General features: G+C 50.9%; 25 protein-coding genes and 1 pseudogene. 6 read left to right on the forward strand and 20 right to left on the reverse strand.

Going from position 1 to position 16,603, the window contains the following annotated elements:
• Nucleotides 1-236 precede the first annotated feature (236 nt).
• Nucleotides 237-791, forward strand: a complete 555-nt coding sequence (locus tag JK231_RS24725; RefSeq protein WP_211729869.1) for a gamma carbonic anhydrase family protein — start codon at nucleotides 237-239, stop codon at nucleotides 789-791.
• Here JK231_RS24725 and JK231_RS24730 read toward each other — a convergent pair.
• From JK231_RS24730 to dprA, 6 genes are read right to left on the reverse strand one after another with little or no spacing between them, the layout of a single operon-like run.
• Entirely contained in the window at nucleotides 767-1,015 is a 249-nt protein-coding gene (locus JK231_RS24730; protein WP_211729870.1) for a DUF1488 domain-containing protein, read from the reverse strand. The genes JK231_RS24725 and JK231_RS24730 overlap by 25 nt on opposite strands.
• Entirely contained in the window at nucleotides 1,012-1,830 is an 819-nt protein-coding gene (aroE, locus tag JK231_RS24735) for a shikimate dehydrogenase (RefSeq protein ID WP_211729871.1), read from the reverse strand. The genes JK231_RS24730 and aroE overlap by 4 nt, the downstream gene beginning before the upstream one ends.
• Nucleotides 1,831-1,833: 3 nt before the next feature.
• Complete coding sequence (tsaC, locus tag JK231_RS24740; protein ID WP_045833801.1) at nucleotides 1,834-2,409, reverse strand: L-threonylcarbamoyladenylate synthase type 1 TsaC; 576 nt, start codon at nucleotides 2,407-2,409, stop codon at nucleotides 1,834-1,836.
• Nucleotides 2,406-2,960, reverse strand: coding sequence for a type I DNA topoisomerase (locus JK231_RS24745; RefSeq protein ID WP_072226551.1), 555 nt, complete (start codon nucleotides 2,958-2,960; stop codon nucleotides 2,406-2,408). Before JK231_RS24745 ends, tsaC begins: the two co-directional genes overlap by 4 nt.
• Nucleotides 2,961-2,984: 24 nt before the next feature.
• The gene (gene smg / locus JK231_RS24750) at nucleotides 2,985-3,458 is read right to left on the reverse strand and encodes a DUF494 family protein Smg (RefSeq protein ID WP_034830723.1); all 474 of its coding nucleotides are present in this window, start codon (nucleotides 3,456-3,458) and stop codon (nucleotides 2,985-2,987) included.
• Nucleotides 3,430-4,554 carry a DNA-protecting protein DprA gene (gene dprA, locus JK231_RS24755; protein ID WP_211729872.1) on the reverse strand — a complete coding sequence of 375 codons (1,125 nt, stop codon included), beginning with the start codon at nucleotides 4,552-4,554 and terminating at the stop codon, nucleotides 3,430-3,432. The genes smg and dprA overlap by 29 nt, the downstream gene beginning before the upstream one ends.
• 112 nt (nucleotides 4,555-4,666) lie before the next feature.
• On the opposite strand from dprA, the gene def reads away from it, so the two are divergent.
• The 5 genes from def to mscL all read left to right on the forward strand — a co-directional run bounded on the left by def (nucleotide 4,667) and on the right by mscL (nucleotide 9,409).
• Complete coding sequence (def, locus tag JK231_RS24760) at nucleotides 4,667-5,179, forward strand: peptide deformylase (RefSeq protein ID WP_034830726.1); 513 nt, start codon at nucleotides 4,667-4,669, stop codon at nucleotides 5,177-5,179.
• A gap of 21 nt (nucleotides 5,180-5,200) precedes the next feature.
• Nucleotides 5,201-6,145: a methionyl-tRNA formyltransferase gene (gene fmt, locus JK231_RS24765; RefSeq protein ID WP_211729873.1), complete on the forward strand. Its 945-nt coding sequence runs from the start codon at nucleotides 5,201-5,203 to the stop codon at nucleotides 6,143-6,145.
• 44 nt (nucleotides 6,146-6,189) lie between these two features.
• Entirely contained in the window at nucleotides 6,190-7,476 is a 1,287-nt protein-coding gene (gene rsmB / locus JK231_RS24770) for a 16S rRNA (cytosine(967)-C(5))-methyltransferase RsmB (protein WP_097119786.1), read from the forward strand.
• Nucleotides 7,477-7,507: 31 nt separating this feature from the next.
• Nucleotides 7,508-8,884 (forward strand): Trk system potassium transporter TrkA, encoded by a 1,377-nt coding sequence (gene trkA, locus JK231_RS24775; RefSeq protein WP_034830730.1) that lies wholly within the window; start codon nucleotides 7,508-7,510, stop codon nucleotides 8,882-8,884.
• Between the two features lie 111 nt (nucleotides 8,885-8,995).
• Nucleotides 8,996-9,409 carry a large-conductance mechanosensitive channel protein MscL gene (mscL, locus tag JK231_RS24780; protein ID WP_034830732.1) on the forward strand — a complete coding sequence of 138 codons (414 nt, stop codon included), beginning with the start codon at nucleotides 8,996-8,998 and terminating at the stop codon, nucleotides 9,407-9,409.
• A gap of 38 nt (nucleotides 9,410-9,447) precedes the next feature.
• Here mscL and JK231_RS25820 read toward each other — a convergent pair.
• The 14 genes and pseudogenes from JK231_RS25820 to rplR form a co-directional block, all read right to left on the reverse strand.
• Nucleotides 9,448-9,645 (reverse strand): annotated as a pseudogene (locus JK231_RS25820) (alternative ribosome-rescue factor A); the annotation flags it as partial.
• Nucleotides 9,646-9,695: 50 nt separating this feature from the next.
• Entirely contained in the window at nucleotides 9,696-10,133 is a 438-nt protein-coding gene (gene zntR / locus JK231_RS24790) for a Zn(2+)-responsive transcriptional regulator (protein WP_058960612.1), read from the reverse strand.
• Between the two features lies 1 nt (nucleotide 10,134).
• Nucleotides 10,135-10,506 (reverse strand): DUF1992 domain-containing protein, encoded by a 372-nt coding sequence (locus JK231_RS24795; RefSeq protein WP_211729874.1) that lies wholly within the window; start codon nucleotides 10,504-10,506, stop codon nucleotides 10,135-10,137.
• A 110-nt stretch (nucleotides 10,507-10,616) separates the two neighbouring features.
• Nucleotides 10,617-11,003, reverse strand: coding sequence for a 50S ribosomal protein L17 (gene rplQ / locus JK231_RS24800; RefSeq protein ID WP_003850180.1), 387 nt, complete (start codon nucleotides 11,001-11,003; stop codon nucleotides 10,617-10,619).
• 40 nt (nucleotides 11,004-11,043) lie between these two features.
• A complete protein-coding gene (gene rpoA, locus JK231_RS24805; protein WP_007891688.1) occupies nucleotides 11,044-12,033 on the reverse strand; it encodes a DNA-directed RNA polymerase subunit alpha in 990 nt (329 codons plus the stop codon).
• A gap of 25 nt (nucleotides 12,034-12,058) precedes the next feature.
• Nucleotides 12,059-12,679: a 30S ribosomal protein S4 gene (rpsD, locus tag JK231_RS24810; protein WP_007891687.1), complete on the reverse strand. Its 621-nt coding sequence runs from the start codon at nucleotides 12,677-12,679 to the stop codon at nucleotides 12,059-12,061.
• A gap of 31 nt (nucleotides 12,680-12,710) precedes the next feature.
• On the reverse strand, nucleotides 12,711-13,100 hold the full coding sequence (gene rpsK, locus JK231_RS24815; protein WP_004160563.1) for a 30S ribosomal protein S11: 390 nt from the start codon (nucleotides 13,098-13,100) through the stop codon (nucleotides 12,711-12,713).
• Nucleotides 13,101-13,116: 16 nt separating this feature from the next.
• Nucleotides 13,117-13,473, reverse strand: coding sequence for a 30S ribosomal protein S13 (gene rpsM, locus JK231_RS24820; RefSeq protein WP_034830736.1), 357 nt, complete (start codon nucleotides 13,471-13,473; stop codon nucleotides 13,117-13,119).
• Nucleotides 13,474-13,619: 146 nt separating this feature from the next.
• Nucleotides 13,620-13,736 (reverse strand): 50S ribosomal protein L36, encoded by a 117-nt coding sequence (gene rpmJ, locus JK231_RS24825; RefSeq protein ID WP_004160566.1) that lies wholly within the window; start codon nucleotides 13,734-13,736, stop codon nucleotides 13,620-13,622.
• A 32-nt stretch (nucleotides 13,737-13,768) separates the two neighbouring features.
• Nucleotides 13,769-15,100 carry a preprotein translocase subunit SecY gene (gene secY / locus JK231_RS24830; RefSeq protein ID WP_007891686.1) on the reverse strand — a complete coding sequence of 444 codons (1,332 nt, stop codon included), beginning with the start codon at nucleotides 15,098-15,100 and terminating at the stop codon, nucleotides 13,769-13,771.
• 7 nt (nucleotides 15,101-15,107) lie between these two features.
• Nucleotides 15,108-15,542: a 50S ribosomal protein L15 gene (gene rplO / locus JK231_RS24835; protein ID WP_034830738.1), complete on the reverse strand. Its 435-nt coding sequence runs from the start codon at nucleotides 15,540-15,542 to the stop codon at nucleotides 15,108-15,110.
• A gap of 3 nt (nucleotides 15,543-15,545) precedes the next feature.
• Nucleotides 15,546-15,725: a 50S ribosomal protein L30 gene (gene rpmD / locus JK231_RS24840; RefSeq protein WP_021186404.1), complete on the reverse strand. Its 180-nt coding sequence runs from the start codon at nucleotides 15,723-15,725 to the stop codon at nucleotides 15,546-15,548.
• Nucleotides 15,726-15,730: 5 nt separating this feature from the next.
• Entirely contained in the window at nucleotides 15,731-16,231 is a 501-nt protein-coding gene (rpsE, locus tag JK231_RS24845; RefSeq protein ID WP_007891679.1) for a 30S ribosomal protein S5, read from the reverse strand.
• A 14-nt stretch (nucleotides 16,232-16,245) separates the two neighbouring features.
• Complete coding sequence (gene rplR, locus JK231_RS24850) at nucleotides 16,246-16,599, reverse strand: 50S ribosomal protein L18 (protein WP_008104733.1); 354 nt, start codon at nucleotides 16,597-16,599, stop codon at nucleotides 16,246-16,248.
• Between the last annotated feature and the right edge of the window lie 4 nt (nucleotides 16,600-16,603).

Consider the following 16,603-nt stretch of genomic DNA (forward strand, 5'->3'; position numbering starts at 1 on the left):
CGGGATGAATTTCTTCACTCCCTGCTGAGCCGTCTGCGTTGCCGCTTTGCCGTCTCAGTGGTGGCGCATTATAGGGATCCGATTTTTTTGCACAACCCCTTTTTTCGATCTTTTTAATCGACTGGCGAGTTTTCAATCTTTTCGCTGAGATCGCGAGCGATCCGCTCAAAATTCATCTTGTTTGCCAGCCTGATAAGCCGCAGGCTAGGAGTATAAAGTGCAAAAGGAGAAAGATCATGTCTGTAGCCCTACGACCTTATAAGAACCATTTTCCAGAAATCGGCGATCGCGTAATGATCGATCGCAGTAGCGTAGTGGTGGGTGAAGTGCAGCTCGCCGACGATGTCAGCATCTGGCCACTGGTTGCTATCCGCGGTGATGTGAACAAAGTCGTGATAGGTAAAAGAAGCAATATTCAGGACGGCAGCGTTTTGCACGTCACGCATAAATCCACCAGCAACCCGGAAGGGCACCCTTTAGTGATTGGTGAAGACGTGACTGTAGGCCATAAAGCAATGCTGCACGGCTGTCATATCAGCGATCGCGTGCTGGTTGGAATGGGATCGATTTTGCTGGATGGCGTGTTTGTTGAAGAGGATGTCATGATCGGAGCGGGTAGTCTGGTTCCGCCGGGTAAAAGACTGGAGAGCGGCTATCTCTATTTAGGCAGCCCGGTGAAACAAATCCGCCCATTGAGTGAGGCGGAAATCGCAGGTCTGCTCTATTCATCGAGCAATTATGTTGGCTGGAAAGATGAATACCTCGCTCAGGCGAGCCAGATCCAACCTTGATCATCGATCTCATCCTGCCGGATAAGCGCTTCCGCTTCTTCTTCCAAATCCCAGCGATGCGCGCTAAACAGCGCCATCGCTGCACCCGTTCCGAATCGATCCTGTAATGCGTCGGGCTTGATGGCACAAGTTAACCCCATTCCTTGCACCAACACCGGAAAAACGATCGCTCCTCGTTCCTCGTCCCAACTTTCACGATCGGGAAAATGGATCGCCTGATTCACTCCTTCATGGCCTGCTTTAATTGGGCAATAACGGGGGTAATTTCTGGCATCACGCCATGCCACAATTGGAAAGCATGTGCCGCCTGCCCCACCAGCATGCCCAATCCATCTGCCAGCTGACCCGCACCGTGCTGCTGACACCACAACAAAAATGGCGTCAGCCCTTGCTGATAGAACATGTCGTAGCAGCGTGTTTGCGGGGTGATCAATGAGTCTGGCAACGGCGGCACTTTACCCTCAACGCCACTGGAAGTTGCATTGATGATCAGATCAAATGCCTGGCCGGAGAGCTCAGCAAAGCTGCTCGCCTTTATATCCCCACTATGCTGGAAGATATTTGCCAATTCTTCAGCACGGGCAACCGTTCGGTTGACCACTACCACTGAACATCCAAAAGAAAGCAGGGGAAGGATCACACCACGAGCCGCACCACCGGCTCCCACCAGTAAAATGCGGTCACCAGAACGGATCAAATTCAATCGTTCCAGATCGCTTAGCAGGCCAATCCCATCGGTATTATCACCAAAGATCGAGCCATCTGCCTTTTTCTTTAATGTGTTAACCGCCCCAGATAAGGCTGCACGTTCACTGAGTTCATCGGCCAGTTCCCACGCCTGTTGTTTAAACGGCAGTGTGACATTTGCACCTTTTCCACCGACAGTAAAAAAGTCGCTAATTGACTGAGGAAACCCCTCCAGCGGTGCACAAACCCGGCCATAAGAGTGCGCGATTCCTGTCTGCTCGGCAAAGAGACTATGAATGAAAGGTGACTTACTGTGTGCAATGGGATGACCAAAAACGGCGAAGTGTTCCATAAATTAACCCTGACGAATAAGTTCGCCGCTGATAACGTCGCGAATTTCAGAAGGATTTAGCCGCCCGCCCGTTGCAGCATGCAACACGGGGAATTGAGCACCGAATTGCTGTGCAACTTCATCAGCATTGCGGCACGGCGCCTCGCCGGAGAGATTGGCGCTGGTAGACACCAATGGTTTGCCGAAGCCACGGCAAAGTGCCTGCACATCCGGATGATCGCTAACGCGGATAGCCAGCGAATCGAAACGTCCTGTTAGCCAGCGTGGCGTATGCGGTGTTGTCGGAACAACATAAGTCACCGGCCCTGGCCAGCTAGCAAACATTCGCTCACGCTGTAGCACCGTGAGTTCGCGATCAGCAATGTAGGGTTCCAGTTGCGCATAATCTGCTGCAATCAGGATAAGCCCTTTCTCAACCGGACGCTGTTTGAGCGCCAGTAAGGCCATGACGGCGCTTTCGCTATCGGGATCGCAACCTAAACCAAACACCGCTTCGGTTGGATAGGCAATAACGGCCTGCTGTTGTAGTTGCTCGATGCAAAATTCGAGACTTCCGGGGACATACGCTTTTTGCTTCATGATCGTTCTTCGTCCTGGGCGATGAGCTTGCCACAGCGTTTGCTGGCGCATAAGCGCTTCATGCCTTGTGCGGTTTTCTTCTCTATTAATAAGGGAAACTGGCAATGCGGGCAGATACCTTCAACAGGCGTTGCATTGATTGCAAATTGGCAATCGGGGTAACGGTCGCAGGAGTGAAAGGTTTTGCCATAGCGCGAACGGCGCTGAACCAGCTTTCCGTTCTGACATTGGGGACAGGCAATCGCGGTCTCGTCGGGCTTATCGATAGTTTCTGTGTAATCACATTCCGGATAGTGGCTACAACCAACAAACATCCCAAATCGCCCCTGACGCAGAACTTTATCTGCGCCGCACTGAGGACACGCGTGCCCTTCCAGCACTTTAACGATATGTCCATCAGCCTGATTTTTCAGGGGACGAACATAATCACAGGTTGGATAATTCACACAGCCAAGAAACGGGCCGTGTTTACCACTGCGTATCACTAAATCTGCCCCGCAAGCGGGGCAGGGATCGTGTTTACGCACAGAAAATAGTGCTGATTTACTCATATTTCCGGATGCATTAATCGCAAATTAATGCAGCATACCTTCATTGACGTCGAATAACAGTTCTTCCATCTGCTGATAAGCGTTTTCACATCCAGGGATGTTAAACAGCACCATCAGCACCACCCATTTGAGATCTTCAAGATCAAATTCCTGAGTATCAAGAGCCGTGACCCGTTCGATGACCATCTCGCGCGTTTCCATATTCAGCACCTGAACTTGTTCCAGGAACAAAATAAAACCGCGACAATCAGCATCAAGACGCTGGCATTCCTCGTCCGTATAAATTCGCATTGAGAGCGGATCTGCGGCCAATTGTACAGGCGCCACCAGACCATCCTGATAGTCCGCTAAACGTTCAAGCCAATTCAACGCATTGTAGATATCTTCACGATGAAAACCCGCATCGGCCAAATCATCGGTCAATTTATCCTGGTCAACACGCATTTCAGCTTCGTTGTGGATATAGGTCTCAAACAAGTACATAAGTACGTCGAACATGGCATGCCCTCCTCAATCGGACATAGCCGCCGGGTACAGCTGCGATCCATCCTGCTAACTCCAGCTCCAGCAACTGGGCTGCGATAACTGGCACAGGTTGGCCGGCACGTTCAGCGACGACGTCAACAGGTGTAACCTCATCACCTACGTTAGCCAACACGCTTGCAAATGGCAATGGAACATCGTCACTGTCTTGTGAATATATTGTTTCTGAAGTGGTTGCCGGCAGCCATTGCAATGTGGAATGCAAATCTTCAAGGATGTTATTTGGATGGGCAACCAACAGTGCCCCCTGCTGAATCAACCAATGCGTACCTTCACTGCCATCATTACCCAATGCTCCGGGTAATGCATAAACATTGCGGTTTTGTTCCAGCGCGCAGCGAGCCGTGACCAGCGAACCGCTTTTCAGTGAAGCCTCAACGACCAGCACCCCCTGACTTAACCCACTGATGATGCGGTTACGGCGCGGAAAATTCACCGCATGTGGCGCCATATCAAGAGGAAATTCAGAGACTAAAGCCCCTTCGTTATCCATGATCGCCTGCGCCAGCGACTGATGGCTTTTGGGGTAGATATGTTGCAAGCCGCTGCCCAGCACTGCGATTGTTTTTCCACTTGCGTCCAAGGCTGCACGGTGTGCAACGCCATCAATACCGCGAGCCAGCCCGCTAGTGATGGTCAACCCACTGAGTGCAAGTTGCTGTGTAAACCATGTGCCCCACTCTTTGCCATAGTGGGAACAGTGCCGACTGCCCACCACAGCTAATTGCTGTGACTGTAAAACGGAGAGTTGCCCAGCCACATAGAGCAATGAGGGGCGTTGACTGATTTCAGCCAGGGGGCCCGGATAATTAGCATCTATGCAGGAGACTAAATGATGATGAGGTTGATCCAACCACTGTAACGTGCGCGCCAGTTGCCGTGGGCAATAATCGTTAAACTGTTGGCGCTGTAATTCATTCAAACCATGGCTGTGCAGTAATTCGTCATCGACGGCAGCACCGGTTTGCAAATTCCGCGCGAGATTCACTACGCGATGCCGGCGCAGGCCTTTAACATTTGCCAGCCGGAGTATCCCTTCCACTCGCTCCACGCGTCCATCCTTAAGCCCGCTCACATGCGGTGCAATGCTGTCAATCAGGCCACAAAAAGTCTACAATATGAGGTAGTAATCTTTTCTTTAACGCATACAGATCTGGATATTTATGTCAGTTTTGCAGGTATTACATTTCCCTGATGATCGCCTTCGCAAAATCGCTGCGCCGGTGGCTACCGTAAACGCAGACGTTCAGCGCATTGTCGATGACATGTTTGAAACCATGTACGCCGAAGAAGGCATTGGCTTAGCGGCCACTCAGGTCGACATTCATCAACGCATCATTGTTATCGATGTTTCTGAAAATCGAGACGAACGTCTGGTGTTGATTAACCCGGAACTGCTGGAAAAAAGCGGTGAAACCGGTATTGAAGAGGGCTGCCTCTCAATCCCTGAACAGCGTGCCTTTGTGCCGCGTGCGGAATGGGTCAAAGTCCGTGCGCAGGATCGTGACGGTAAGAGCTTTGAGCTGGAAACGGATGGTCTGCTGGCGATTTGTATCCAGCATGAAATCGATCATCTGGATGGCAAGCTGTTTATCGATTATCTGTCGCCGCTGAAGCGTCAGCGCATCAAACAGAAACTGGAAAAGCTGGCCCGCATGAACGCACGCGAAGCCTGAGTACTAACAGAAGGTTAAACTGTGTCTGCATCGCTAAAAATTATCTTTGCCGGTACACCTGACTTTGCAGCGCGTCATCTCGACGCGCTGCTTGCTTCTGAGCATCAGGTAGTTGGCGTATTTACTCAGCCCGACCGTCCATCAGGACGCGGTAATAAACTCACTCCAGGCCCTGTCAAAATGTTGGCACAGGCGCATGATGTTCCCGTGTTCCAGCCAAAATCGCTAAAACCTGAAGATAATCAGCAACTGGTTGCTGACCTGCAAGCCGATATCATGGTGGTGGTGGCTTATGGCCTGATTCTGCCGAAGGCGGTTCTCGATATGCCGCGACTCGGTTGCATCAATGTCCATGGTTCACTCCTGCCACGCTGGCGCGGTGCGGCGCCCATTCAGCGTTCGCTCTGGGCTGGCGACCGCGAAACCGGCGTGACCATTATGCAGATGGATGTGGGTCTGGATACGGGTGACATGCTGCATAAGCTCTCCTGTCCTATCACGCCTGAAGACACCAGCGCATCACTGTATGACAAGCTGGCCGAGCTTGGGCCACAAAGTATGCTGGATACACTCGATCTGCTTGCCAGCGGCAAAGCTCAGCCTGAAGTGCAGGATGAAGCGCTGGTTTCTTACGCTGAGAAGTTGAGTAAAGAAGAGGCGCGTCTTGATTGGTCACTTTCTGCTGCACAGCTTGAGCGCTGCATTCGTGCCTTCAATCCCTGGCCGGTGAGTTTCTTCCTGATCGAGGATCAACCCGTCAAAGTGTGGCAGGCTAGCGTTCTACCTCATCAGAACAAACAGCCGGGCGAAGTCATCCATGCTGATAAAAATGGCATTCAGATTGCCACCGCTGACGGCGTACTCAATCTACTTTCGCTGCAGCCTGCGGGTAAGAAAGCCATGTCCGCGCAAGATCTGCTGAATTCGCGTCGTGAATGGTTTGCCACTGGCACCCTTCTGGCCTGATCTCCAGCCCGGTTTAACCGGGCTTTTTTGTTTGATGAATGAATATGAAAAAAGCAACTAACCTGCGTAGTCTCGCCGCGCAACTGATTGAACGCGTGGTAGATAAAGGTGAATCGCTCAGTGCCATTCTGCCTGGCGCGCAAAAAACATTGGCTGATAAAGATGGCGCGCTGTTGCAGGAACTCTGCTTTGGCGTAATGCGCACTCTGCCACAACTGGAAGCGCTGATTGGCAAACTGATGGAGCGCACGTTAACGGGAAAGCAGCGCGTACTGCATTACCTGATAATGGTTGGGTTGTATCAGTTGCTGTACACGCGCGTGCCAGCACATGCCGCACTGGCCGAAACGGTTGCCGGTGCAGAAGTCCTGAAGCGTACGGCGCTGAAGGGATTGATTAACGGTGTACTGCGTCAGTTCCAGCGTCAGCAAGAGGAACTGGTTGCTGCAGTGGATCAAGGCCCACAGCGCTACTGGCATCCCGGTTGGTTGCTTAAGCGTTTGCAGACAGCCTGGCCAGATCAATGGCAGCAGATCGTTGACGCCAATAATCAGCGACCGCCGATGTGGTTGCGCGTCAATCGCCAGCACCATAGCCGTGATGCGTGGCTGAACCTGTTGCAGGCTGAAGATAAAGCAGCCTTCCCCGCCGATGCGCCGGATGCTCTGCGCCTTGAATCCCCTGCTCCTGTCAGTCAGTTACCGGGCTTCGATCAAGGATGGGTGACAGTACAAGATTTGTCTGCACAGCGCTGTGCTCTGCTGCTTGAGCCACAAAAAAATGAAGCCATTCTCGATCTCTGCGCAGCGCCCGGCGGCAAGACCACGCATATTCTGGAAATCGCCCCTCAGGCAAACGTGCTGGCGGTAGATATCGATCAACAACGTTTGACCCGCGTGCATGAAAATCTGCAGCGCCTGGGTATGCAAGCCGAAGTGCGTCAGGGCGATGGCCGGACACCTGCAGAGTGGTGCGGCGACCAGCAATTTGACCGTATTCTGCTGGATGCACCTTGTTCTGCAACCGGAGTGATTCGACGTCACCCTGATATCAAATGGTTGCGCCGCGATCGTGATATCCCTGAACTGGCTGCACTGCAGCGCGAAATCCTCAATGCAGTTTGGCCACGTTTGAAATCCGGCGGCACGATGATTTACGCGACCTGCTCGATCCTGCCCGAAGAAAACCATCAGCAGATCGCGGCCTTTCTGGCTGAGCACGATGATGCCGCCGCTGAGCAGCTGCCCGAAGGCCAAATCAATGGGTGGCAAGTCTTCCCGAGCGTTGATGGCGGTGACGGATTCTTTTACGCTAAGTTGATAAAGAAATAGTGCGGCGCATTCTGACAAGAGCGATTCAACGATGAAAATTATTATCCTCGGCGCCGGGCAGGTTGGCGGCACACTTGCTGAAAACCTGGTGGGCGAAAATAACGACATCACTGTTGTTGATACGGATGCCACCCGTCTGCGCGCGTTGCAGGACAAATTTGACCTGCGCGTGGTGCACGGCCATGGTTCCCATCCACGTATATTGCGTGAAGCCGGTGCTGAAGATGCCGATATGCTGGTTGCTGTCACCAGTTCCGACGAAACCAACATGATTGCCTGTCAGATTGCCTATTCGCTTTTCAATACGCCAAACCGAATTGCCCGTATTCGCGCGGCGGAATATTTGCGCGATGCCGAAAAGCTGTTTGTACCGGAAGCCGTACCTATCGATCATTTGATTTCACCGGAACAGTTGGTTATCGACAACATCTATCGCCTGATTCAGTATCCTGGCGCATTGCAGGTAGTTAACTTTGCCGAAGGGAAAGTGAGCCTTGCAGTAGTAAAAGCCTATTACGGTGGGCCACTGGTCGGTAACCCGTTGTCCATTTTGCGTGAACATATGCCGCATATTGATACACGCGTAGCGGCTATTTTCCGTCAGGATCGCCCTATTCGCCCTCAGGGTTCCACGATCGTCGAAGCGGGTGATGAAGTCTTCTTTATTGCCGCGAGCCAGCATATTCGTGCGGTAATGAGCGAAATGCAGCGCCTTGAGAAACCCTACAAGCGCATTATGCTGGTCGGCGGCGGCAACATCGGTTTTGGTTTGGCCCAGCGGTTGGAAAAACAGTACAGCGTGAAGTTGATTGAACGTAATCAACAACGCGCAGCAGAACTGGCTGAGCGTCTGCACGACACCGTGGTGTTTTATGGTGATGCTTCAGATCAGGAGTTGCTCGCCGAAGAACATGTTGATCAGGTGGATCTTTTCATCGCCGTCACCAATGACGACGAAGCCAACATTATGTCGGCCATGCTCGCAAAGAAGATGGGAGCGAAAAAGGTCATGGTTTTGATCCAGCGTCGTGCTTATGTCGATCTGGTTCAGGGTAGCGTGATCGATATTGCCATCTCTCCGCAGCAGGCCACCATTTCCGCCCTGCTTGGTCACGTGCGCAAGGCAGATATTGTTGGCGTCTCCTCACTGCGACGCGGGATTGCCGAAGCCATTGAAGCTATTGCGCACGGTGAAGAGACCACTTCCCGCGTAGTGGGTCGTTTAATTGAAGATATCAAACTACCGCCGGGTACGATTATTGGCGCTGTCGTACGTGGCGATGAAGTGATCATTGCTAACGACAACGTGCGTATTGAACAGGGCGATCATGTCATTATGTTCCTGACAGATAAGAAGTTTGTCCCAGATGTTGAACGTCTCTTCCAGCCAAGTCCTTTCTTCCTCTAAATCGCCGCGGGCGTTTGCCCGCCATGATAATTTTGCTTAATCCGCTGTTATCATGGCAATTGCACAAAGGTTTGTTAGACTTTAGCCATTGGCCAAGGCAAGGAGATAACAATGAGTTTATTCAAAGAGTTTCGTGATTTTGCAATGCGTGGGAACGTGGTGGATTTGGCAGTCGGTGTGATTATCGGTGCCGCTTTCGGCAAGATTGTTTCATCACTGGTCGCGAATATCATCATGCCACCACTGGGATTACTGATTGGCGGAGTCGATTTTAAACAGTTTAAGTGGGTCCTAAAACCGGCCGAGGGTGATGTACCTGCTGTCGTAATGGAATACGGTAACTTTATTCAAACCATTTTTGATTTTGTCATCGTCGCCTTTGCCATCTTTATGGCCATCAAACTGATGAACAAGCTGTATCAGAAGAAAGAAGTTGAAAAACCAGCGCCAAAACCAACCAACGAAGAAGTGTTGCTCACTGAAATTCGCGATCTGTTGAAACAGCAGAACAGCGATAAACTGTGATAAAAAAGCCGCCAAGTGCAGGCGGCTTTTTTGTCTGTAAAGCAGAAGGCCAGTGATAAACTTTTCTGCTTATCACTGGACTCCCAGTTTCTCCCCTTCGCATGTTTATCTTTACGTCGGTAGCTGCCTTTCCCTTTCTGATTCTGTTCAACTCGCTGACGAAACAGCGGATCATGTAACAGTGCCTCCAAAGCGTTATCGTTAATCTTGCCTTTGCGATGCTGATAGCGACTCATAATGTCCTCCGGTTAATAATGGCGCAACTATAGGCTTTCCTGTGTGAAATTCAATCCTTGCTACAACAAATTTCCACCTGCGGCTCTTCACCTTTTTCCAGCGCTTCAAGAATAGAACAGCAGGCACTGCTATGTAGATCCCCGCAACAGGTCGCGGCTAAACGTTCTAATGAGCGCTGAATGGTTTGCAACTCGGCAATCATGCCATTCACTTCATCCAGACGCCTGGCCACGATCGCTTTGGACTCCTGACAGGTATGGTGCTCGGGATCGATACGGATCGATAATAAACCGCGGATCGAATCCAGGCTGAAACCGAGCTGACGCCCATAGCGGATAAAGCGTAAGCGCTGAAGATCATCATCATTATAGAGACGGAATCCGCCTTCAGTGCGAATCTCATGATCCATCATTTGCTGCTTTTCATAAAAACGTATGGTGTCAGGCGTAACGTCAGCAAGTTTAGCCAGCTGGCCAATTTTATACATGTTACTTCTCCTGAAGCATGCGGTGTCGAATGGCACCGCCATATTCACCACGTAAAAAATCTGTGCTCATTCCTGCCTGCTGTAACTTCATCTCCAGCAGGGTTAATCTTTTTTTGAGTTCACTGGCTTGATGCTCGTCAGGATCCAAAAGCTGTAAAAGATCGTTGAGTTGCACAGCTTCGCGGCGCATTTCAAGTTCAGGGGGTAAAAAACCTGAGTTTTTCAGTAATCGATATGCCGTACGTAACTCAGGCGGCACGCCACTTTCGTCTTCGAGCTGTAAAGGTGCACCTTCACCTGGTAGATTACTTAGTTCACCTTTTTCCTGCGCGGCGCGTATCTGCTGTTCTACCAGCTGGTCAATTAACCACATATTGAACCTCTACGACTTACAACAGCGTTCAGCATAGCGAAAGATGGGGGGGATGGGGAATTGGAGACAATAAAAAACCCGCCGAAGCGGGTTTTCTACGTTACTGCAAATTACTCTGCAGCAGCTTCTGCTTGAGCTTCTGGACGATCAACCAGCTCGATGTAAGCCATCGGAGCGTTGTCACCAGCACGGAAGCCACACTTCAGAATACGAGTGTAACCACCGGCACGGCTCGCGAAACGCGGGCCCAGCTCGTTAAACAGTTTTGCCACGATCTCGTTATCACGAGTGCGGGCGAATGCCAGACGACGATTAGCTACGCTGTCGGTCTTGGCAAGAGTAATCAGCGGCTCAACTACGCGACGCAGTTCTTTGGCTTTCGGCAGAGTCGTTTTGATGATCTCGTGACGAACCAGAGAACCGGCCATGTTGCGGAACATAGCCTGACGATGGCTGCTGTTGCGGTTCAGTTGACGACCACTCTTACGATGGCGCATGACCTTATCCTTCTCAGTGAAACCTTAACCTGTGATCTGATTATTCATCAGCAATGCTTGCTGGTGGCCAGTTTTCCAGGCGCATGCCCAGAGACAAACCACGTGAAGCGAGCACATCTTTAATCTCAGTAAGAGATTTTTTACCAAGGTTAGGCGTTTTAAGCAGCTCAACCTCGGTACGCTGTACCAGATCACCGATGTAGTGGATAGCTTCTGCCTTGAGGCAGTTAGCAGAGCGGACAGTCAATTCCAGATCGTCAACAGGGCGCAGCAGGATCGGATCGAATTCTGGTTTCTCTTCTTTCACTTCCGGCTGACGTACATCACGTAAGTCAACGAAAGCTTCCAGTTGTTCTGCCAGGATGGTAGCCGCACGACGAATCGCCTCTTCAGGATCGATTGTGCCGTTGGTTTCCATTTCGATGACCAGCTTGTCCAGGTCGGTGCGCTGTTCTACACGCGCTGCTTCAACATTGTAGGCGATACGGTCTACAGGGCTGTAGCAAGCGTCAACCAACAGACGGCCGATTGGGCGCTCATCTTCTTCCGAATGAATTCGGGCAGAAGCCGGCACATAACCACGACCACGCTGAACTTTGATACGCATGCTAATAGATGCGTTTTCATCGGTCAGATGGCAGATCACATGCTGTGGCTTGACGATTTCGACATCACCGTCGTGGGTGATATCGGCTGCAGTCACAGGGCCAATGCCAGATTTATTCAAAGTAAGGATGACTTCATCTTTACCCTGAACTCTTACCGCCAGCCCTTTCAGATTGAGCAAGATTTCCAGGATATCTTCCTGTACGCCCTCTTTGGTGGAGTACTCGTGGAGCACGCCATCGATCTCAACCTCGGTCACCGCGCAACCCGGCATGGAAGAAAGCAGAATACGGCGCAGTGCGTTGCCAAGAGTATGGCCAAAGCCACGCTCTAACGGCTCAAGGGTCACCTTGGCGTGCGTCGAACTCACTTGCTCGATATCTACCAGGCGCGGTTTTAGAAACTCTGTCACAGAACCCTGCATTGTGTCCTCTCTTTGGTACTAAGCTTTACTTAGAGTAAAGCTCGACGATCAGGTGTTCGTTAATGTCCGCAGACAGATCAGTACGTTCAGGAATACGCTTGAACACACCTTCCATCTTAGTCGCATCAACTTCCAGCCAGGTTGGCTTTTCACGCTGCTCAGCCAGCTCCAGAGCGGCCTTCACGCGAGATTGCTGTTTGGCTTTCTCACGGATGCTAACGACATCATTCGGAGATACCTGATAAGAAGCGATGTTAACAACGCGACCGTTCACCAGGATAGATTTATGGCTAACCAGCTGACGTGCTTCTGCACGAGTGGCACCAAAGCCCATACGGTAAACAACGTTATCCAGACGACCTTCCAGCAGAGCCAACAGGTTTTCACCGGTGTTGCCTTTCAGACGTGCTGCTTCTTTGTAGTAGTTACGGAACTGACGCTCAAGCACGCCGTACATACGACGAACTTTCTGCTTCTCACGTAACTGACCGCCGTAGTCAGACAGACGCGGTTTACGCGCACCGTGCTGGCCAGGTGGTTGTTCAATTTTGCACTTGGTATCGATCGCGCGAACGCCAGACTTAAGGAATAAGTCGGTGCCCTCACGACGGCTCAGCTTGAGCTTAGGACCCAAATATCTTGCCATTTTCTTTCTCCAACTAACCTAAAAACGGGCGTTAAACGCGACGTTTTTTCGGCGGACGACAACCGTTGTGAGGGATTGGAGTCACATCAGTAATATTAGTGATGCGGAAACCAGCAGCGTTCAGAGCACGAATTGTTGATTCGCGACCTGGACCTGGACCCTTAACCATAACTTCCAGATTCTTAATACCGTAATCTTTCACTGCTTCTGCACAGCGCTCTGCAGCTACCTGAGCAGCAAACGGAGTAGATTTACGTGAACCGCGGAAACCGGAACCACCGGCGGTTGCCCAACCCAGTGCGTTACCCTGACGATCAGTGATGGTAACGATGGTGTTGTTAAAAGATGCATGGACATGAGCCACGCCATCTGAGACTTGCTTTCTTACACGCTTGCGTGCACGAACTGGTGCCTTTGCCATTATTTACTCACCCCGATTATTTCTTGATCGGTTTACGCGGACCCTTACGGGTACGTGCATTGGTCTTAGTACGCTGACCGCGAACTGGCAGACCACGACGATGGCGTAAACCACGATAGCAACCAAGGTCCATCAGACGCTTGATGCTCAGGGTGATTTCACGGCGCAGATCACCTTCAACAACGAATTTACCAACTGCTTCACGCAGCTGTTCAATTTGTTCTTCAGACAGCTCTCTGATCTTAACATTTTCAGCGATACCCGTTGAAGCGCAGATGGCTTTAGAACGGGTCTTGCCGATACCGAAGATCGAAGTTAATGCGATTACGGTATGTTTTTGATCAGGAATGTTAATGCCTGCTATACGGGCCACTATGCACTCCTATAATTAAATAAATGCGTCCCATGCTGAAAAGCCCGTTTTCAGGATACTCAAATGGTAACGCATCGACATACAAAAGATTGGCTGGCTAATCTAGCCAGCTCAACCCGACTTTGCAAGAAAAATATGTGACAATATCAGCCTTGGCGCTGTTTATGCTTTGGCTCGGCGCTGCAAATCACACGTACGACACCGTCGCGGCGGATGATTTTGCAGTTACGACATAATTTCTTGACGGAAGCACGAACTTTCATTTTTACTCTCCGTAACTTCTCAAGCGCCTGAATTAACGGCCGTAGCCTTTCAGGTTTGCTTTCTTCAATGCAGACTCATACTGACTCGACATCATCAGAGTTTGCACTTGAGCCATAAAGTCCATGATGACAACCACTACGATAAGCAGCGATGTGCCGCCAAAGTAGAAGGGAACCTTCATGGCATCACGCATGAACTCCGGGATCAGGCAGATAAAGGTAATGTACAGTGCGCCGATTAAGGTCAAACGTGTCATTACTTTATCGATATACTTCGCCGTTTGCTCTCCCGGACGAATTCCCGGTACGAATGCTCCAGACTTCTTCAAGTTATCAGCTGTTTCACGTGGGTTGAAAACCAACGCCGTGTAGAAGAAACAGAAGAAGATGATTGCAGTCGCATAGAGTAGCACATAAAGCGGCTGTCCTGGTTGCAAATACAGCGAAATTGTTGTCAGCCAGTTCCAACCGGTTCCGCCCCCGAACCATGACGCGATGGTTGCTGGGAACAGAATAATGCTGGAAGCAAAGATAGCCGGAATTACACCCGCCATATTCACTTTCAACGGTAAATGTGTGCTCTGTGCAGCATATACACGACGACCTTGCTGACGTTTAGCGTAGTTGACCACAATGCGGCGCTGGCCACGCTCAACGAAAATAACAAAGAACGTCACTGCAAATACAAGAACTGCAACCAACAGCAACAGGAGGAAGTGCAGGTCACCTTGCCGCGCTTGCTCGATGGTATGGCCAATGGCCGGCGGGAGACCCGCAACAATACCTGCGAAGATAATGATCGAGATACCGTTACCGATACCTCGTTCAGTAATCTGTTCGCCCAGCCACATCAGGAACATTGTCCCGGTAACCAGACTTACAACAGCGGTAAAGTAGAATGCGAAACCTGGATTCATTACCAGACCTTGCATTCCAGGCATATTCGGCAGACCGGTAGCAATACCGATCGACTGGAATACAGCCAGAACCAGGGTGCCATAGCGAGTGTACTGGCTAATCTTACGACGACCAGCTTCACCCTCTTTCTTAATCTCGGCCAACGCGGGATGAACCACCGTCAGCAACTGGATAATAATAGAGGCCGAAATATACGGCATAATACCCAGTGCGAAGATTGAGGCACGACTGAGAGCACCACCAGAGAACATGTTGAACATTTCAATGATGGTGCCACGCTGTTGCTCAAGCAGTTTGGCAAGTACAGTGGCATCGATACCAGGGATTGGAATAAAAGAGCCAATACGGAAGACAATCAGTGCACCGATAACAAACAAAAGTCTGCGCTTCAGTTCACCAAAGCCACCTTTGGCACTTTGAAAATCTAATCCCGGTTGCTTTGCCATCTGCTACTTATTCCTCGATTTTACCGCCAGCAGCTTCGATTGCAGCACGCGCACCTTTAGTGACACGCAGACCACGAATCGTTACCGGTGCAGAAACTTCACCAGACAGAATCACTTTCGCGAACTCGATCTGAACACCGATGATGTTGGCTGCTTTCAGAGTATTCAGGTCAACAATACCGCCTTCAACTTTCGCCAGGTCAGACAGACGAACTTCTGCAGTGACCATTGCTTTGCGAGAGGTGAAACCGAATTTCGGCAGACGACGATACAGAGGCATCTGACCACCCTCGAAACCGCGACGTACGCCACCGCCAGAACGAGAGTTCTGACCTTTGTGACCACGACCACCGGTTTTACCGAGGCCAGAACCGATACCACGACCCAGACGCTTAGAAGCGTGTTTAGACCCTTCGGCCGGAGACAGAGTGTTTAAGCGCATCTCTTACTCCTCCACTTTCAGCATGTAGGAAATCGCGTTAACCATACCGCGCACTGCTGGCGTGTCTTCACGCTCAACGGTATGACCAATACGACGCAGACCCAAGCCAACCAGAGTGGCTTTGTGCTTAGGCAGGCGGCCGATTGAACTGCGGGTTTGTGTAATTTTAATAGTCTTAGCCATCGTGATTACCCCAGAATTTCTTCAACGGATTTACCACGCTTGGCAGCGACCATTTCTGGAGAATTCATATTGCCCAGGCCATCGATAGTTGCACGAACCACGTTAATCGGGTTAGTAGAACCATACGCTTTAGCCAGAACGTTATGCACTCCAGCAACTTCTAAAACAGCGCGCATTGCACCGCCGGCGATGATACCGGTACCTTCAGAAGCTGGCTGCATGAACACACGAGAACCCGTGTGAGCACCTTTAACAGGGTGCTGCAGGGTGCCGTGAGTCAGCGCGACGTTAATCATGTTGCGACGGGCTTTTTCCATCGCTTTCTGGATCGCTGCTGGAACTTCACGCGCTTTACCGTAACCAAAACCAACGCGGCCGTTACCATCACCCACTACAGTCAGTGCGGTGAAGGAGAAAATACGACCACCTTTTACAGTTTTAGATACACGGTTTACCGCGATCAGTTTTTCCTGCAGTTCGCCAGCTTGTTTCTCGATGTTTGACATCTTAGACCTCTACCTTAGAACTGAAGGCCAGCTTCACGGGCAGCATCTGCCAGTGCCTGGACACGACCATGATATTGGAACCCGGAACGGTCGAAAGAAACATTAGTAATGCCTTTCTCGACAGCGCGCTCAGCCAGAGCTTTACCTACAGCTGCAGCAGCGTCTTTGTTACCGGTGTACTTCAGTTGTTCGGCAATAGCTTTTTCTACAGTAGAAGCAGCAACCAGAACTTCGGAACCGTTCGGGGCGATCACCTGTGCGTAAATATGACGCGGGGTACGATGTACCACCAGGCGAGTAGCACCCAGCTCTTTGAGCTTGCGACGTGCACGGGTCGCACGACGGATACGAGCAGATTTCTTATCCATAGTG

The organism is Pantoea sp. JGM49, assembly GCF_018257655.1.
Taxonomy (GTDB): domain Bacteria; phylum Pseudomonadota; class Gammaproteobacteria; order Enterobacterales; family Enterobacteriaceae; genus Pantoea; species Pantoea communis.

What these genes read in the sequence shown, in the direction of transcription:
- JK231_RS24725 (WP_211729869.1), top strand. Translation starts at nt 237, where the DNA reads ATGTCTGTAGCCCTACGACCTTATAAGAACCATTTTCCAGAAATCGGC.
- aroE (WP_211729871.1), bottom strand. Translation starts at nt 1,830, where the DNA reads ATGGAACACTTCGCCGTTTTTGGTCATCCCATTGCACACAGTAAGTCA.
- tsaC (WP_045833801.1), bottom strand. Translation starts at nt 2,409, where the DNA reads ATGAAGCAAAAAGCGTATGTCCCCGGAAGTCTCGAATTTTGCATCGAG.
- JK231_RS24745 (WP_072226551.1), bottom strand. Translation starts at nt 2,960, where the DNA reads ATGAGTAAATCAGCACTATTTTCTGTGCGTAAACACGATCCCTGCCCC.
- smg (WP_034830723.1), bottom strand. Translation starts at nt 3,458, where the DNA reads ATGTTCGACGTACTTATGTACTTGTTTGAGACCTATATCCACAACGAA.
- def (WP_034830726.1), top strand. Translation starts at nt 4,667, where the DNA reads ATGTCAGTTTTGCAGGTATTACATTTCCCTGATGATCGCCTTCGCAAA.
- rsmB (WP_097119786.1), top strand. Translation starts at nt 6,190, where the DNA reads ATGAAAAAAGCAACTAACCTGCGTAGTCTCGCCGCGCAACTGATTGAA.
- trkA (WP_034830730.1), top strand. Translation starts at nt 7,508, where the DNA reads ATGAAAATTATTATCCTCGGCGCCGGGCAGGTTGGCGGCACACTTGCT.
- mscL (WP_034830732.1), top strand. Translation starts at nt 8,996, where the DNA reads ATGAGTTTATTCAAAGAGTTTCGTGATTTTGCAATGCGTGGGAACGTG.
- zntR (WP_058960612.1), bottom strand. Translation starts at nt 10,133, where the DNA reads ATGTATAAAATTGGCCAGCTGGCTAAACTTGCTGACGTTACGCCTGAC.
- JK231_RS24795 (WP_211729874.1), bottom strand. Translation starts at nt 10,506, where the DNA reads ATGTGGTTAATTGACCAGCTGGTAGAACAGCAGATACGCGCCGCGCAG.
- rplQ (WP_003850180.1), bottom strand. Translation starts at nt 11,003, where the DNA reads ATGCGCCATCGTAAGAGTGGTCGTCAACTGAACCGCAACAGCAGCCAT.
- rpoA (WP_007891688.1), bottom strand. Translation starts at nt 12,033, where the DNA reads ATGCAGGGTTCTGTGACAGAGTTTCTAAAACCGCGCCTGGTAGATATC.
- rpsD (WP_007891687.1), bottom strand. Translation starts at nt 12,679, where the DNA reads ATGGCAAGATATTTGGGTCCTAAGCTCAAGCTGAGCCGTCGTGAGGGC.
- rpsK (WP_004160563.1), bottom strand. Translation starts at nt 13,100, where the DNA reads ATGGCAAAGGCACCAGTTCGTGCACGCAAGCGTGTAAGAAAGCAAGTC.
- rpmJ (WP_004160566.1), bottom strand. Translation starts at nt 13,736, where the DNA reads ATGAAAGTTCGTGCTTCCGTCAAGAAATTATGTCGTAACTGCAAAATC.
- secY (WP_007891686.1), bottom strand. Translation starts at nt 15,100, where the DNA reads ATGGCAAAGCAACCGGGATTAGATTTTCAAAGTGCCAAAGGTGGCTTT.
- rplO (WP_034830738.1), bottom strand. Translation starts at nt 15,542, where the DNA reads ATGCGCTTAAACACTCTGTCTCCGGCCGAAGGGTCTAAACACGCTTCT.
- rpmD (WP_021186404.1), bottom strand. Translation starts at nt 15,725, where the DNA reads ATGGCTAAGACTATTAAAATTACACAAACCCGCAGTTCAATCGGCCGC.
- rpsE (WP_007891679.1), bottom strand. Translation starts at nt 16,231, where the DNA reads ATGTCAAACATCGAGAAACAAGCTGGCGAACTGCAGGAAAAACTGATC.
- rplR (WP_008104733.1), bottom strand. Translation starts at nt 16,599, where the DNA reads ATGGATAAGAAATCTGCTCGTATCCGTCGTGCGACCCGTGCACGTCGC.